Origin of the sequence: Roseovarius maritimus, assembly GCF_043355895.2 — a bacterium.
Classification (GTDB): Bacteria; Pseudomonadota; Alphaproteobacteria; order Rhodobacterales; family Rhodobacteraceae; genus Roseovarius; species Roseovarius maritimus.
Map to the genome: position 1 here is coordinate 775770 of NZ_JBHFPF020000001.1, position 14589 is coordinate 790358.

General features: G+C 61.4%; 13 protein-coding genes. 3 read left to right on the plus strand and 10 right to left on the minus strand.

Annotated features, from left to right (window positions below; all coding sequences use genetic code 11):
• The first annotated feature begins 180 nt into the window (after positions 1 to 180).
• On the plus strand, positions 181 to 2001 hold the full coding sequence (locus tag ACEWPM_RS03885; protein WP_393961893.1) for a hypothetical protein: 1821 nt from the start codon (positions 181 to 183) through the stop codon (positions 1999 to 2001).
• A gap of 15 nt (positions 2002 to 2016) precedes the next feature.
• Positions 2017 to 2778, plus strand: coding sequence for a hypothetical protein (locus tag ACEWPM_RS03890; protein WP_393961894.1), 762 nt, complete (start codon positions 2017 to 2019; stop codon positions 2776 to 2778).
• A 40-nt stretch (positions 2779 to 2818) separates the two neighbouring features.
• Here ACEWPM_RS03890 and ACEWPM_RS03895 read toward each other — a convergent pair whose 3' ends face one another.
• The 6 genes from ACEWPM_RS03895 to ACEWPM_RS03920 all read right to left on the minus strand — a co-directional run bounded on the left by ACEWPM_RS03895 (position 2819) and on the right by ACEWPM_RS03920 (position 9435).
• A complete protein-coding gene (locus ACEWPM_RS03895; RefSeq protein ID WP_393961895.1) occupies positions 2819 to 3598 on the minus strand; it encodes an SDR family NAD(P)-dependent oxidoreductase in 780 nt (259 codons plus the stop codon).
• 79 nt (positions 3599 to 3677) lie between these two features.
• Positions 3678 to 4997: a TRAP transporter large permease gene (locus tag ACEWPM_RS03900; RefSeq protein ID WP_393961896.1), complete on the minus strand. Its 1320-nt coding sequence runs from the start codon at positions 4995 to 4997 to the stop codon at positions 3678 to 3680.
• 30 nt (positions 4998 to 5027) lie between these two features.
• On the minus strand, positions 5028 to 5543 hold the full coding sequence (locus tag ACEWPM_RS03905; protein WP_393961898.1) for a TRAP transporter small permease: 516 nt from the start codon (positions 5541 to 5543) through the stop codon (positions 5028 to 5030).
• A 44-nt stretch (positions 5544 to 5587) separates the two neighbouring features.
• Positions 5588 to 6673, minus strand: coding sequence for a C4-dicarboxylate TRAP transporter substrate-binding protein (locus tag ACEWPM_RS03910; RefSeq protein WP_393961899.1), 1086 nt, complete (start codon positions 6671 to 6673; stop codon positions 5588 to 5590).
• A 39-nt stretch (positions 6674 to 6712) separates the two neighbouring features.
• A complete protein-coding gene (locus tag ACEWPM_RS03915; RefSeq protein ID WP_393961900.1) occupies positions 6713 to 8257 on the minus strand; it encodes a class I adenylate-forming enzyme family protein in 1545 nt (514 codons plus the stop codon).
• 5 nt (positions 8258 to 8262) lie between these two features.
• Complete coding sequence (locus ACEWPM_RS03920) at positions 8263 to 9435, minus strand: acetyl-CoA acetyltransferase (RefSeq protein WP_393961901.1); 1173 nt, start codon at positions 9433 to 9435, stop codon at positions 8263 to 8265.
• 113 nt (positions 9436 to 9548) lie between these two features.
• Between ACEWPM_RS03920 and ACEWPM_RS03925 the strand changes: the two genes are divergently transcribed.
• Positions 9549 to 10118 carry a LuxR C-terminal-related transcriptional regulator gene (locus tag ACEWPM_RS03925; RefSeq protein WP_393961902.1) on the plus strand — a complete coding sequence of 190 codons (570 nt, stop codon included), beginning with the start codon at positions 9549 to 9551 and terminating at the stop codon, positions 10116 to 10118.
• 54 nt (positions 10119 to 10172) lie between these two features.
• Here the strand turns inward: ACEWPM_RS03925 and ugpC are convergent, their stop codons facing one another.
• Genes ugpC through ugpB form a run of 4 tightly spaced genes read right to left on the minus strand, consistent with a single transcriptional unit; the run spans position 10173 to position 14274 of the window.
• Positions 10173 to 11180 carry a sn-glycerol-3-phosphate ABC transporter ATP-binding protein UgpC gene (gene ugpC / locus ACEWPM_RS03930; protein ID WP_393961903.1) on the minus strand — a complete coding sequence of 336 codons (1008 nt, stop codon included), beginning with the start codon at positions 11178 to 11180 and terminating at the stop codon, positions 10173 to 10175.
• A gap of 3 nt (positions 11181 to 11183) precedes the next feature.
• A complete protein-coding gene (gene ugpE / locus ACEWPM_RS03935; protein WP_393961991.1) occupies positions 11184 to 12020 on the minus strand; it encodes a sn-glycerol-3-phosphate ABC transporter permease UgpE in 837 nt (278 codons plus the stop codon).
• Between the two features lie 17 nt (positions 12021 to 12037).
• Positions 12038 to 12919, minus strand: coding sequence for a sn-glycerol-3-phosphate ABC transporter permease UgpA (ugpA, locus tag ACEWPM_RS03940; RefSeq protein ID WP_393961904.1), 882 nt, complete (start codon positions 12917 to 12919; stop codon positions 12038 to 12040).
• Positions 12920 to 12963: 44 nt separating this feature from the next.
• On the minus strand, positions 12964 to 14274 hold the full coding sequence (gene ugpB / locus ACEWPM_RS03945; protein ID WP_393961906.1) for a sn-glycerol-3-phosphate ABC transporter substrate-binding protein UgpB: 1311 nt from the start codon (positions 14272 to 14274) through the stop codon (positions 12964 to 12966).
• Between the last annotated feature and the right edge of the window lie 315 nt (positions 14275 to 14589).

Here is a 14589-nt window from a genome sequence, read left to right on the forward strand (position 1 = left end):
GCGTTGATGATTATTTGAAAATCAGGATGTCCGGTGATGCAGTGTCTATCGGCTACGCAAAGACCCATGTCTCGAAGCCGCTTATCGGCGGCGCTGTGGCGAGCTCTCTGGCAGATCACGGCTCCAATACCGCCAGACCGGCGCAGGACCAAGCACCGCATTCTCACCCTGCTCGCCGCTGTGATCATGATATGCGCCGCGACTTCCGCCAGCGCGCAGGCCTTCGCGGCAGACGACGTCAGGCGCTACAATCTCGGTCAGGTAAACGCGCCCGCCTATCTGGCGGGCTTCGACTCGGCCACCTTGCGGACGCGGCCACGCTGTGCGCGGGCCCGGAACGATTTCGTCGATAGTCCCTCAAACCCCGCAAATTCCGAGTTTCGCTACATCTCCAGCGTGGATGAGATCTTCAGCCAGCAGAAGCTGGCTGTGGGCGCGCGCGTCGCGGTCAAATACATGGGCGTCGGCGCCAGCGTCGACACGCGCTACAGCCAGATCGAAACCTCGTCCCGGCGGTTTGAGAACGGTGCAATCTACGGGTATTTCGAACGGGTCGAGCCGATCCGCTTTCTCTCGGCCCCGCGGATCCGACTGACGGAACGGGGCCGCCGCCTGCATGACGAAGCCGTGCTGGCGCGGAACATGGCGGCCTTCTTTTCCGAATGCGGGGACGAGCTGATCGTGGGGCGCCAGAAAGCCAGCTATGCGCAGGTCATCGGAACCTACACATTTCAGGAGGGCATGAGCGAGATGGAAAAGTCGCTGGCCGTCGAAGCATCGGTCAAGGTCGCCACCGGGGTTCTGAATGTCTCGGCATCTGCCGGCGTCGAGGAGGACCAGCACCTGCGCGAGGCCTTTGCACGCACCGAAGTGCTGACCGACACGATCTTTACCGGCAACCCGATAGGATGCGGCGCGCCCAGTCAGACGCTGGAGTCGGCGGGTGAGTTCTTTTCCTGCTTCACCGCGCAGGACGATCGCCTGACGTCAGATCTGCACGCCGTCTACACCGTGCGCTATCAGGACGTGATCGACGGCTTTGGCACCCTGCCTGATCTCGACATTGCCGAGGATCGAGAGAACGATGTCCGCCGCATTCTGAACGGGCTGTCACTGCACGAGTTGGCGCTTCTGGAAATCGTTGGGCGCAATGACGGACAAGAGGCGTTACTGCACAAGGATCATGCGCGGATGGTGACGAGGTTCGTTCGCGAAGGCGGCTGTCTCACGCGCTTCGGCCCCTATTGCGAAAACCTTCTGGTGCGGCTCAGGACCCATCCCCCGGCCACGCGGGCGAATGCGCGGGCGCTGGTCGAAAAGATGCTGCAACTGAATCGCCGCTGCACCGAAACCGGCGCTGCCGATGTCACGGCATGGCCATTGGTCAGCGGCCGCGGCTTTCTGGGCTGCCGACGGTGCGGGATCGGCCTCTCGCCGATCTTTATCGACGGCCGCAATGCACAATGCGGCCTGCCCATCGCCCCACCCGAGGACAACGTGGTGCGCTATTTCGCCAAGGACTTGACGCGCGAGGCGATGGTGCCCGGCGGCTCGGATTCGGGCGGCGCAAGCCTGCGGGATGTCTATCTGTCCACCTGCGCAAGCGCAGGCGAGGATTGCGGAACGCCCCGCGCGAACGCGATCTGCGCCGAAAAGGGGTTCGAGCGGATGCGCCGGTATCAGGCGGCTCGTTATCCGCTCACGCTTTATGGGGACGGCCGACTTTGCAGTCAGACTGCCCAGGATACGCAACTGACCCCGCAGGTCTGCCGAACGTTCGCGATGCTCGATTGCGCCTGCCCGCCCGGGCATCAGGCGGTGGGGCGGTCCTGCGTTTTCGTCCCCGAGGCGGCCGAAGGCGTCGCCATCGAATTTCACAATGATCCTGACCCTGACGAGCAAGACAGCGACCTCGGCCTGACGGCGGTGCCCGGAGCAGCCGAGGTTCAACCCTTGATGATTTTCGAGGGCATCCGCCTCCCCGCGCAACCCGAGGATTGAAGAAGGATATGTCCGATGATCAGACCGATAGCTCTCGCCGCGCTGGCCACCTGTCTGGCCACCTTGGCAAATGCGCAATGCGATATTGCCGACTGCAATCCACGGGACTGCGAGGATTACGCCATACAGCAAATATTGCCGGGCTTTCCCGCTCATGTCGCCGAAACGACCGAGGAACAGCGTTTGCAGATCAGCAGGATAGGATTGGGGCTGGCGCTGCAACTGGGCAATCCGGGTGCCTATGAATGCGCCTTCGTGATGGGCCACTCCTCATCCTGGCGAGGTATCTCGGCGGATGAGTACGATGATCGCGCCCATCAGCGCGCGCGGATCGTCGCCGAGATGATGGCCACGACGATGGAGACCGAGGGTGTTGTTGCGACCGTTGTGGCCAAGGAAGATCTTGACGGCGACGCGTTCTGCGAAACCACCGGCGAAGAGCAGTTCGTCATCGTCTATGACGGGCGGGGCAATGCCTGCCCCCGGGTGGATAACCAGGTGAACAGCACCACGCGCGACGCCCGCAACGCGCGTTTCGTAAACCGTCGGGTCGAGCTCTACCTGGTCCCCAAGGGCGAACGGTACTTGGTCCAGATTGACCGCGACGCGCCCTGCCCCGATGTGATTTCATCGAAGATGCTGTGCGTCGACGTGGATCAGCCGTTGAGGCAAGGCGTGATCTGCTCTGATGACGGGTGGCTGCAGACCTCGAAAGAGGACTTGCGGGATCTGGTCACGCGCGGCGAAGCCACGGTTTTCTGCGAGCCTGCAGAATAGCGACGCGCCGACCGTCTCCAATGGGGCCAGCGCCCGTGCCCTACAGCTCCAGCCCCGCCGTCTGCATCATGCCGGAGGCCAGATAGCCACCATCCACCGGCATTGTGTGCCCGTTGACATAGCGCGCTTGCCGGGAGGCGAGGAACACGATGGAGGGCGCGATGTCCTCCGGCTCTGCGATGAATCCCGAGGGGATCATCTTGAGAAAATTCGCCTTGTTCTCATCGGTATAGGCTTCGGCTGTCATGTTGGTCATGGTGGTGCCGGGCGCGACGGCGTTCGCGGTGATGCCGTGGCGCCCCAGCTCCAGCGCCAGTTGCCGCGTCAAATGTGCGACGGCGGCCTTGGACGTGCCGTAGGCCGTCCGGCCCACGCCCGCGCGATAGCCCGAGACCGAGGACAGGTTTATGATGCGGCCAAAGCCCTTCTTCTTCATTCCTTTCACGACCCGCTGCGCACAGTGAAAACTGCCGGTGACATTGACTGACATCACGCGTTCAAAATCCTCGGCGGACATCGTTTCAAAGGGCTCAACCCGCAAGATGCCGGCGCTGTTGACCAGGACGGTGACCGCCCCCTTCCAGGCCTCTGCCTTGTCACAGGCAGCGTTAACCGATGCCTGATCGCTCACGTCCAGAGTAACGCCCAGCGCCTCTCCCCCGGCAGACTTGATGCGTGAGACGGTTTCGGAAACGCCATCCTCGTTTATATCGGCGACCACGACGGGAACGCCTGCCTCGCCCAGCATCACAGCGGTAGCCCGTCCGATGCCGGATCCGCCGCCCGTCACGAATGCTGTTCCATCGTCAAATGTGAGCATGGCGCTCCTCCTTCTATGCGTGGCGTGCTTTCGCGCCGCCGGTATCGTTCATCTCCGCCAGCACGGCGGTTTGCCGGGGTCAGTTGGCATCCATAAGGTTGGGAAGCCAGGTGATGATGCCGGGAAAGCTGAAAAGGATGACAATCGTCACGAACTCCATCGCCACGAACCACAGCGCGCCACGAAACACGGTGGGAAGCGGCGTTTCGCGGTCGATGCCAGCAATGACATAGCAGTTCAGCCCGACGGGCGGCGTGATCAGGCCAATCTCGCACATCTTGACCGTCAGGATGCCGAACCAGATCGGATCAAAGCCCAGCGACCGGACGGTGGGAAACATGATGGGGATCGCGATCACCATCATCGAGAACGCATCCAGAAACATGCCCAAGGGCACGAAAACCAGAAGCAGGCAGCCGATGACCAGATAGGGCGGCAGGCCGGAATCCACCACCGCCTGCGCCAACTGGTTGGGCACCTGCACCAGCGTCAGAAAGTAGGAGAAGACGCCCGCGCCGATGATGGTAAAAAGGATCATCACAGTCGTGTCGATGGTCGAGCGGAAGCTCTCGGTGATCTTGCCAAGCAAGCCCGCCTTCCACGCGCCGCGATGGGCGAGCAGCATGAGAAACGCGGCGAACGCGCCCAGGGCGCCGGCCTCGGTGGGCGTCATCAGACCAAGGTATATTCCGCCCATGACGACGATGAAAAGCACCAGCACCTGCCATGCCTGCGCGGTCCCAATGACCGCCTCGCCCCAGCCCGCGCGCGGCGTCACGGCCCCCTTCGAGGCGCCGCGTTTGGCGATGAAATAGATCCCGATCATGAAGATGATCGTGGTCAGCAGGCCCGGCACGAAACCGGCGATCAGCATCTTGCCCGCCGATGTCTCGGTCAGGGCCGCGTAGAAGATCAGCAGGACGCTGGGCGGAATGAGTACGCCCAGAACACCGCCCGCCGCCACCGCCCCGGCAGAGAGCGCGGGATCGTAGCCGGCCTTCTTCATCTCGGGCAGCGCGACACTGCCGACCGTCGCGGCCGTCGCAACGGACGAGCCGGATGTGGCCGCGAACCCCGCGCTGGTCAGGATCGAGGACATCGCTAGCCCACCGGGAAGATGCCCTGTCCACTTGCTGGCCACGTTGAACAGCTTTTTCCCGACCTCGGCATGGTGCGCAAAGGATCCCATCAAAATGAAAAGCGGTATGATCACCAGCGTGTAGACTGCCGTGACCGAATAGGGCAGCGACTTGAGCCGCGTCAGCAGGAATGCGAAATCCTCAACCATGATGATGCCGGCTGCGCCCGACAGCGCAAGGGCGGCAAAGACCGGCACGCCCGCCGCCATCAGGAAGAAAATCAGTGTCACCGCGATATAAGGTGCGAAAGACGGATCCATTGGAAACCTTTCAGAAGGGGCGCTGGCAGATCACGCCTCGGCGGCGGGGTGGATATCGTCGCTTTCGTCCCGGGCAAGGGCAAATGCGGCATGGCAGGCCATCTGGATCGCGGCGAACCACAGGCCCAGCGCAAGCCCGACCTTGGTCCACCAGATCGGAAACTGGGTATAGCCCCAGCGGAATTCCCAGATGGACACCGAATAGATCGCCTCTTGCGTCGCCGGCCATGCCAGCATCAACAAGGCCAGGGCACCGCAACCCCACCCGAACGCCATGATGATCCGGTGCGCCCAGCCGGTTAGGCGTTGGGACAGAATGTTGACCCGGATATGCGCGCGGTCCCTCTGCGCCCACATGGCGCCCAGAAAGACGACCATCACAAGGCTCAGCTCGGACATCTCGAAGACCCCCGAAAGGGGATCTCCGGTAAGCGCACGCATGATGACATCGGCGGTGATGCCGAACATCAAAAACGCCAGGAACAGCATCGCGACCACCCCGAAAAGATTGGAGACAAGTCTGAGAACTGTCTGAATCATGCTCATGAAAGCCTCCTGTCAGAGCGGTCGCGATGGGCCTTTGGTGCGGATCAGGACCGCTGGCTGATCTCGTAGGGACGCGGCAGGGTGCCTTCAGGATCGAACTTGGCAATCGCATCGTCGATCATTGCCTGCATGGCGTCGCCGTCGATGCCCGCTTGCGGGGCGACCTCTTCTTTCCACTTGTTCACCTGCGCAGGCTGGACAAGATCCTTGGCGCGCTGCTTCTCCTCGTCCGAGATGGTGGCAAACTGGACGCCTTCGGCGGTGGCCGTATCCACATAGCGCGTCAGCACGTCCTCGTAGATCGACGAGAACTGGCCGCCATAGATTTCGGAAATCAGCTCGTCCGAGACCTTGCGAACATCTTCGGGCAGATTGTCATGAACCTGCTTGTTCATGATGACCGCCGAAGGCGCGTGCGGGCCATCGCCGATATCGTAGAAATGCGGCGCGATTTCGTGCAGCTTGTAGGCCACGGCGGTCACGAAGTCGAAGCCGTAGACACCGTCGAGGATGCCACGCTCGAGCGATTGGTATACTTCGCCCGCCGCCATGGGAATCGCGGTGCCGCCCAGCGCCTCAATCACGTCTGTCGCAACGCCGTAACCCCGGATCCGCTTGCCCTTGAGATCCTCGAGGCTGTTGATCGGCTCGCGCAGCACAAGCGGCGCGTAGTTCCAGTTGGTCCAGTAGAGCACCTTGGAGCGGTGGCGCTGCTCCCACTCGGCGCGCAGAGGCTCGAAATTGTCATAGACCTCGCGGCAGACGCGCTGCAGCGCATCGGCGCGGTTCATGCGGAAATACCACTCCAGACCGCGCGTTACGGGCAGCTCCGCCTGATAGTAACCGGGCGCGATCAGCGTGATTTCGGACGTGCCGTCGCGCGCGGCGGCCAGATGCTCGCCGACCTTGTTGAGCGAGCCGGACCAGTAGCGGCGGATCTCGACCTCGCCATTGGTGCGCTTCTCCAGCTCGTCCAGATACCAGCGATCAACCCAGGACGGGCCAGCCGAATCCGACACATAGCTGTCGAACTTCAGGGATGTTGCCGCCGATGCAATCGACGGCGCGCCCATGATGAATGCACCGCCAGCGGCGGCTGCACCCGTTTGCAGGAAATGTCTACGCTTCATGATATCCTCCCGATAAGCGTGAATTTTAGAGTACTCGCGTCACAGCCCCTCCTCAGAGACCGCAACGCGTTCGCGAAGGCTGGTTTTCAGAACCTTGCCGTAGCTGTTCTTTGGCAATTCAGGGACGAAAACGTAGCGCTTCGGCTTCTTGAAAGATGCGATTTGCGTTTTGCACCAGTCGTCAAGTTCTTGGGTCTCGCACGCCTGCCCCTCATTGAAGACGACGAAGGCCACGACTTCCTCGCCCCATTCCGGATGCGGGCATCCGATCACCGAGACTTCGAAGACCTTCTCATTGGTCAGGATGGCTTCCTCGACCTCGCGCGGATAGATATTGGTCCCGCCCGAGATGATGACATCCTTGGACCGGTCCGTCAGGGTCAGGAAACCGTCTGCATCCATGGCGCCCAGATCGCCGGTCCGCAGCCAGCCATCGACGATGGTCTCGGCAGTCGCCTTGTCGTTTTTCCAGTAACCCTTCATCACGGTATCGCCGCGCACAATCACCTCGCCGACCTCGCCGACGGGTTTCTCGTTCATGGCTTCATCAACGATGCGCACCTCGACGCAGGATTGCGCGATGCCGGTCGAGGCCCGGCGCTGCTCGGCATTGGGATGCTGCGTATCGGCCACCAGATCGCGCGTCATCGCGGTGATCGTCATCGGGCTTTCGCCCTGGCCATAGATATGGGCAAATTTCGGCCCGAAGGTCGTGAGCGCCTTGTTGATATCGGCTGCATACATCGGGCCGCCGCCATAGACGATGGTCCGGATCCCGTTCCCGCGATAGCCGGTCTGTTCCGCATGTTTCACCAGCCGCATGATCATCGTCGGGGCGGCAAAGAACACGAGGTTGCCCAGCTTTTCGGCTAGCTGCTGAATTTCGGCGGCGTCAAAGCCCTTGGATTCGGGGATGACGTGGCAGGCGCCTGCCCGCACGAACTGAAAATTGTAGAGCCCCGCCCCATGCGACATCGGGGCGGCATAAAGCGAATGATCCAAAGACGAGACCGTATCAACATCCAGCGCATAGCTGGTCGCCATCATGCGCAGGTTTTTATGCGTCGCCATCACGCCCTTGGGCCGGCCGGTGGTGCCGGAGGTGTAGAAGAGCCACGCGACATCATCATCCGCCATCTCGACCGGCGCCGCGTAGTCAGAGGCTGCCGCAGCCTGCGCCGAATTTTGGAATTCGGGCGCACGGATCCCGACTTCGAGGCACTCGACATTCAGATCCAGCGGGCTGGTATAGATCTCACCCGTCTCGGTGATCGCAAGTTTGGCTTCGGAATCCTCGATGATCCAGGCCGCCTCACGCGGATGCAGCTTGTTGTTGATTGGCACGATGATCGCGCCGATCCAGAGAACCCCGTAGAGCATTTCGAGATACTCGGCACAGTTCTTGGCAAAGAGTGCGACACGATCCCCGTTCCGGATGCCGTACTGGTCCTTCAGGTGCTGGCCGACAGCCCAGCTGCGAAAGGCGAACTGGCCGTAATCGGCGCAGACCGTCTCGCCAAAGCGGATGGCCGGTGCGCTGGAGCGCAGGAGACCGGTCTGATGAAGCCAGGTCGCGAGGTTCATCGGCGTCAGGCTTTTTGCGTTTCGAGGATCGAGACGTAGTTGGCCACGGCCGAGCCGCCCATGTTGAACACCATCCCCAACCGGGCATCGGGCGTCTGCATCTCGCCCGCCTGCCCCGTCAGCTGGCGGTATGACAGCGCGTGCATCGAAACGCCGGTTGCGCCGACAGGATGGCCCTTGGCCTTGAGGCCGCCCGAGAGGTTCACCGGCAGCTTGCCGCCCCGGTAGACATGGCCCTCTTCCAGCGCCTTGGCGCCTTGGCCCTTGGGCGCCAGGCCCATTGCTTCATAGGTCAGCAATTCAGCGATGGTGAAGCAATCGTGCACCTCGGCAAAGTCGATATCATCAAGTGTGACGCCGGCCTCATCGAATGCCATGCCGAATGCACGCGTGGGGCCTTCGAATTCCAGGAAATCCCGGCTCGACATAGGGATGAGATCGCTGACATGCGCCGCCGCGCGGAAACGCACGGCGCGGTCGAAATTCGCAGCATTGTCTTCGGTCGTCATAACGATAGCGGCGGCCCCATCTGTGACCAGCGAGCAATCCGTCAGGCGCAGCGGCGGCGCAATCTCGGGGTTCTTGTTGGTGACCTGGCTTGCCTGCTCGAATGTGAATTCCTTCTGCATATGGGCCAGCGGGTTGCGCATCGCGTTCGCGTGGTTCTTGACCGAGATATGCGCCATCGCGTCCAGCGGGCTGCCATAGCGCCCGGTGTATTCCTTGGCCGCGACGCCGAAGACCTGCGGAAAGCTCAGCTTTTTCTCGTCTTCGTTGTTCTGATATCCCGCCCCGGCCAGCGCGAGGGTCACGTCCTCGGTCGCGCGGTGGGTCATCTTTTCGGCGCCGACGACAAGGACGGTTTTCGCCTTGCCGGCCTGGATCGCGTTCATGCCGGCATGGATTGCGGCAGAGCCTGACGCACAGGCGTTCTCGGCCCTCATGGCGGGCTTGAAGCGCAGTTCAGGATAAGCCTGATGAATCAGAGAAGAGGCAAAGCCGTCACTGACAAGGCCGGAGTTGAAATGGCCCAGAAAAACCGCGTCGATCTGGCTGGGGTCGATGCCTGCATCCTCGACGGCCTCGCGCGTGACCTCGACGATCATCTCCTCGAGGTTCTTGTCCAGACGCCCGAATTTCGTGTGACCAGCGCCAACGATGGAAATTGTATCAGTCATGGCTCCCCCCTATTCTTAGGCAAGCATGACATGTGGATGACAGGCGAAACAGTCGTAGAACTACGTAGAAATATCCGTAAGACTACGTAGGACGTCGCGTAGTGGAGGCCACCGTGATCAATACATCCACCCCCGAAAAGGCCGGGCTATTGGGCTTTGTCGAATCGCCCGTCGCACAGATGGTGCTGCGCCACCGCCGCGTGATCGAAAGCAACAAGGCCATCGAGCGCCTCTTCGGGTTCAAGCGCGCCGAGCTGGTCGGGCGATCGGTTCAACGGCTGTATCCATCGACCGCCGATTTCAAGCGTATCGGAGAGATCGGCGAGGCCGCCCTGCGGAGCGGCGAGAGCGATTACTACGAGGACAAGCGCTTCATGCAGACCCGCGACGGAGAGGTCTTCTGGGCGCGGGCCCGGGGCATCACCCTGTCCCCCGAAGACCCGTTCGCCCTGATGATCTGGAGCTTTGACCGGGTCGAGGAGAAGGCCTACCAATCCGTCAACCTGACGCCGCGAGAACGCGAAATCGCGCCGCTGATCGGTCAGGGTCTGACGTCGAAACAGATTGGCGAGCGGCTGAAAATCTCACATCGGACGGTCGAGACGCACCGCGCCCGGCTGATGAAAAAGTTCGGCGTGCATAATACGGCCGAGCTAGTGTCGCAGATCGTGATCGCGATCTAGGCAGGCGCGAGCCCGCCGATCAGGATCAGTCTCGGCCAAGAGGCCGCGCGGCGCTCAGACACGTTTTCCCGATACGTCGAACCACATCTCGTCAGCGTCGTCCCACGTCAGCGCTACGGCTTCACCCTCGGCTGCCAGCGGTTCCGCAGCGCTCTGGCGGACGGTGACAAGGGTGTCATCCGCCAAGCGGACATGCACCAGCGTCTCGGCCCCCAGTGCTTCGGAGTATAAGACCGTGCCTTTGACCTTGGGCGCGCCGGTGGCGATGCTCAGATGTTCGGGGCGCACGCCCAGCGTGACCGCCGATGCCGAGGGCACATTCGCCAGCTCGGCCTTCATGAAATTGGTCGGCGGCGAGCCGATGAAGCCCGCCACGAACTGGGTCGCCGGGTTGGCATAAACGTCAAGCGGCGCGCCGATCTGTTCGGCGACGCCGCCATTCATCACGATCATCCGGTCGGCAAGGGTCATCGCCTCGACCTGATCATGCGTGACATAGAGTGAGGTGACGCCGAGGCGCCGTTGCAGCTGCTTGATCTCCAGCCGCATCTGGACACGCAGCTTGGCGTCGAGATTGGACAGCGGCTCGTCAAAGAGAAAGACCGCCGGTTTGCGCACGATGGCGCGGCCCATCGCAACCCGTTGGCGCTGACCACCCGAAAGCTCGCGCGGACGCCGCTTTAGATAGGGCTCAAGCTGAAGAAGGGTCGCGGCGGCCTCCACCCTCTCGGCGATTTCCGCCTTGGGGCGGCCGGCAATCTTCAGCCCGTAGGCCATGTTGTCGAAGACCGACATATGCGGGTAGAGCGCGTAATTCTGGAACACCATGGCGATATCGCGGGCCATCGGCTCGCGCTCGTTGACGCGCGTGCCATTGATCAGAACCTCGCCCGACGTGATCGTCTCAAGGCCCGCCACCATGCGCAGAAGTGTGGATTTGCCGCAGCCCGAGGGGCCGACGATCACGATCAACTCGCCATCCTCGATATCGATGTCGATGCCGTGGATCACGTCGGTCTTGCCGAAGGATTTTTTTATGCCCTTAAGGCTGACGGTCGCCATGGTTTACTTCTCACTATCGACAAGGCCGCGAATGAACAGCCGCTGCATGCTGATGACGACGATCACCGGCGGTATCATCGCCAGAAGGGACGTCGCCATGATGACCGGCCAGTCAGCGATATCGTCCCCCGACGGGAACATCTGCTTGATCCCCATGACGATGGTGTTCATGGACGGATCCGTAGTGATCAAGAGCGGCCACAGATACTGGTTCCAGCCATAGATGAACAGGATCACGAAGAGCGCCGCGATATTCGTGCGGCTCATCGGCAGCAGGATATCCCAGAAAAAGCGCATGGGCCGGGCGCCATCGACGCGCGCGGCCTCGGCCAATTCGTCCGGAACGGTCATGAAGAACTGGCGGAAGAGGAAGGTTGCCGTGGCCGAGGCTATAAGCGGGAAGATGAGGCCCGAATAGCTGTTGAGCATGCCAAAGCCGGCAACCACCTCGTAGGTCGGGACGATCCGCACCTCGACCGGCAGCATCAGGGTGAGGAAAATCAGCCAGAAGAAGAGCCTGCGCCCCGGAAAGCGGAAATAGACGATCGCGAAGGCCGAGATCAGCGAAATGGCGATCTTGCCCACCGCGATGCCCATTGCCATGATCAGCGAATTCAGCATCATCAAGGCTACGGGCGCATTGATGCCTGCCACCAGCGCCTTGCGGTAATTCTCGAAAAACTGATCGCCAGGCAGCAGCGGCATGGGGGGCCTGACGATCTCGGGCTGGGTTACAGTCGAGGCGACGAAGGCCAGCCAGATCGGAAAGAAGACAAAGAGCAGGCCGATGATCAGGCCCAGATGGGTCATCCAGTGGCTCAGTCCGCGCCGCTCTACCATGCCGTCGCGCTCAGCCATCAGTAATGCACCCGCCGTTCGATGAACTTGAACTGCACGATGGTCAGCAGGCCGACGATCAGCAGCAGGATCACGGATTGCGCGGCGGACGAGCCCAGATCCTGCCCCACGAAGCCATCCGAATAGACCTTGTAGACCAGAATGGTCGTGGCCTGCTGCGGCCCGCCCGAGGTGATCGTGTGGATGACCCCAAAGGTCTCGAAAAAGGCGTAGACGATGTTGACCACAAGCAGGAAAAACGTGGTCGGCGACAGCAAGGGAAAGACAATGGTGCGAAAGCGCGTCCAGAAATGGGCGCCGTCAATGGCCGCGGCTTCGATCACCGATCTGGGGATCGCCTGAAGCCCGGCAAGAAAGAACAGAAAGTTATAGCTGATCCGCCCCCAGGAGGAGGCGACGACGACAAGGCCCATCGCCTCATCTCCGTTCAGCACATGGTTCCAGTCATAGCCGAGCATGCCCAGATACCAGGTCACCACGCCCACGCGCGTGTTGAACATGAAAAGCCACAGCACGCCGGCGACGGCGGGGGCGACCGCATAGGGCCAGATCAGCAAGGTCCGGTAGACGCCCGAGCCCTTGATCAGCCGATCCGCCAGAACGGCGAGGTAGAGCGCGACGCCCATCGACACCACCGTCACGAGGATCGAAAAGACCGCCGTCGTGACAAAGGATGCACGGTAATAGGGATTGCCAAGCAGGTATTCGAAATTGCCCAGACCGACATATCGCATCGACAGGCCGAACGGGTCCGGGATGAACAGCGACTGCCAGATCGCCTGCCCCGCCGGGTAGAAGAAAAAGACAGCCGTCACCGCGATCTGCGGCAGGACCAGCAGAAGCGGCAACAAGATGCCCTTGAACGTGACGCGCTTTTCCATGAACCCTCGCGCCGCGCCCCGACATCGCGGGGCGCGGCCTGACTTTAGCGGTTCGCTTGCTCGAAGCGGCGGAGCAGTTCGTTGCCGCGGCTTGCGGCGCTGTCCAGAGCGGCTTGCGCGGGCTTGTCACCGGCCCAGACGGCCTCCAGCTCTTCGTCGATGATGGTGCGGATCTGGTCGAAATTACCCAGACGCAGGCCCTTGGAGTTTTCCGTCGGCGCATTGGTCGTCATCTGGGTCACGGCCACGTCGGTGCCGGGATTCTCCTCGTAGAACCCCTGCTCGCGCGTCAGCTCGGCAGCGGCCGTCGTGATCGGCAGATACCCGGTGTTCTGATGCCACTTGGCCTGAACCTCGGGCGAGGAGAGGTAGTTGAGGAAGGACGCGACGCCCTTGTATTCCTCAGCGCCCTGCCCTGCCATCACCCAGAGCGAGGCACCACCAATGATGGTGTTCTGCGGTGCATCGACCAATGACGACCAGTAGGGAAGCGGACGCACATCGAACTCGAACGTCGCCTCATCCTTGATGCCGGCATAGCCGGCCGAACTTTCGGTGAAGAGCGCGCATTCGCCCGCCCGGAAATTGGCGCCCCCTTCGTTACGGCGACCGGCATAGATGAACTTGCCCTCTTTTGCCCATTCGCCCAGCGCCTCGATATGCGCGATCTGTGTCTCGCCATTCAGGGCCAGCTCGGTATCGAGGCCGTCGAACCCGTTTGCCTGCGTCGCGAAAGGCACGTCGTGATAGGCTGAAAGGTTCTCAAGATGGATCCAGCTTTGCCATGCGGTGGTCATCGGGCAGGTGCTGCCCGCCTCCTTCAACTGGTCCAGAACCGTACCCACCTTCTCCCATGTCGAGAGGTCCGTATCGGGGTCGATCCCTGCCTCGGACAGCGCATCGCGGTTTACCCACAGCACCGGCGTCGATGAGTTGAAGGGCATCGACAGCATTTCGCCATCGCTGGTCGTATAATATCCCTTGACCGATCCGATGAAGCCGTCCGGATCAAATTCGGCCCCCGCCTCTTCCATGACGTTGTAGACTGGATTGATGGCACCCTCTGCGGCCATCATTGTGGCGGTGCCCACCTCGAACACCATCAGGATGTCGGGCTGCTCGCCCGCGCGGAAGGCCGCGATCCCGGCGTTCAGCGTCTCGGAATAGTTGCCTTTGTGGGTTGCGGTGACGGTGTAGTCCGATTGCGAGTTGTTGAAGTCCTCGACCTGAGCGGTCACCAGCTCCCCCAGACGGCCCGTAAACGCGTGCCAGAATTCGATTTCCGTCTGCGCCGCCAGCGGGCCGGCGATCACGGTCGCGGATGCCGACGCCAGCAGTAAGCGTTGGATATTCATGTCGATCCCTCCAGTTCAACGATACCTATCGTGCCGCCACGATAGGCCCAACGTCTTCGGTTAATCAACTGACTCGTCTTTTGCTCTGTCGCCTCTAATCATCGCCTGAGAAAAGACAAATAAACTTTTGCAGTCGGTATAGGTGACTGTTTGAAAATCATAATTTCAGCTTCTCATGTTCCGGCTACGCCAGGTCGGCGGCCAGATCCAAGAGAATTGTCATGCAATCTTCATCGAAATTGCAGAATCCGTTGCCGTGAGAAACAGACTACCGCTCCCGAACACGGTGACCGGCTTCGACGGCATGCACATCTC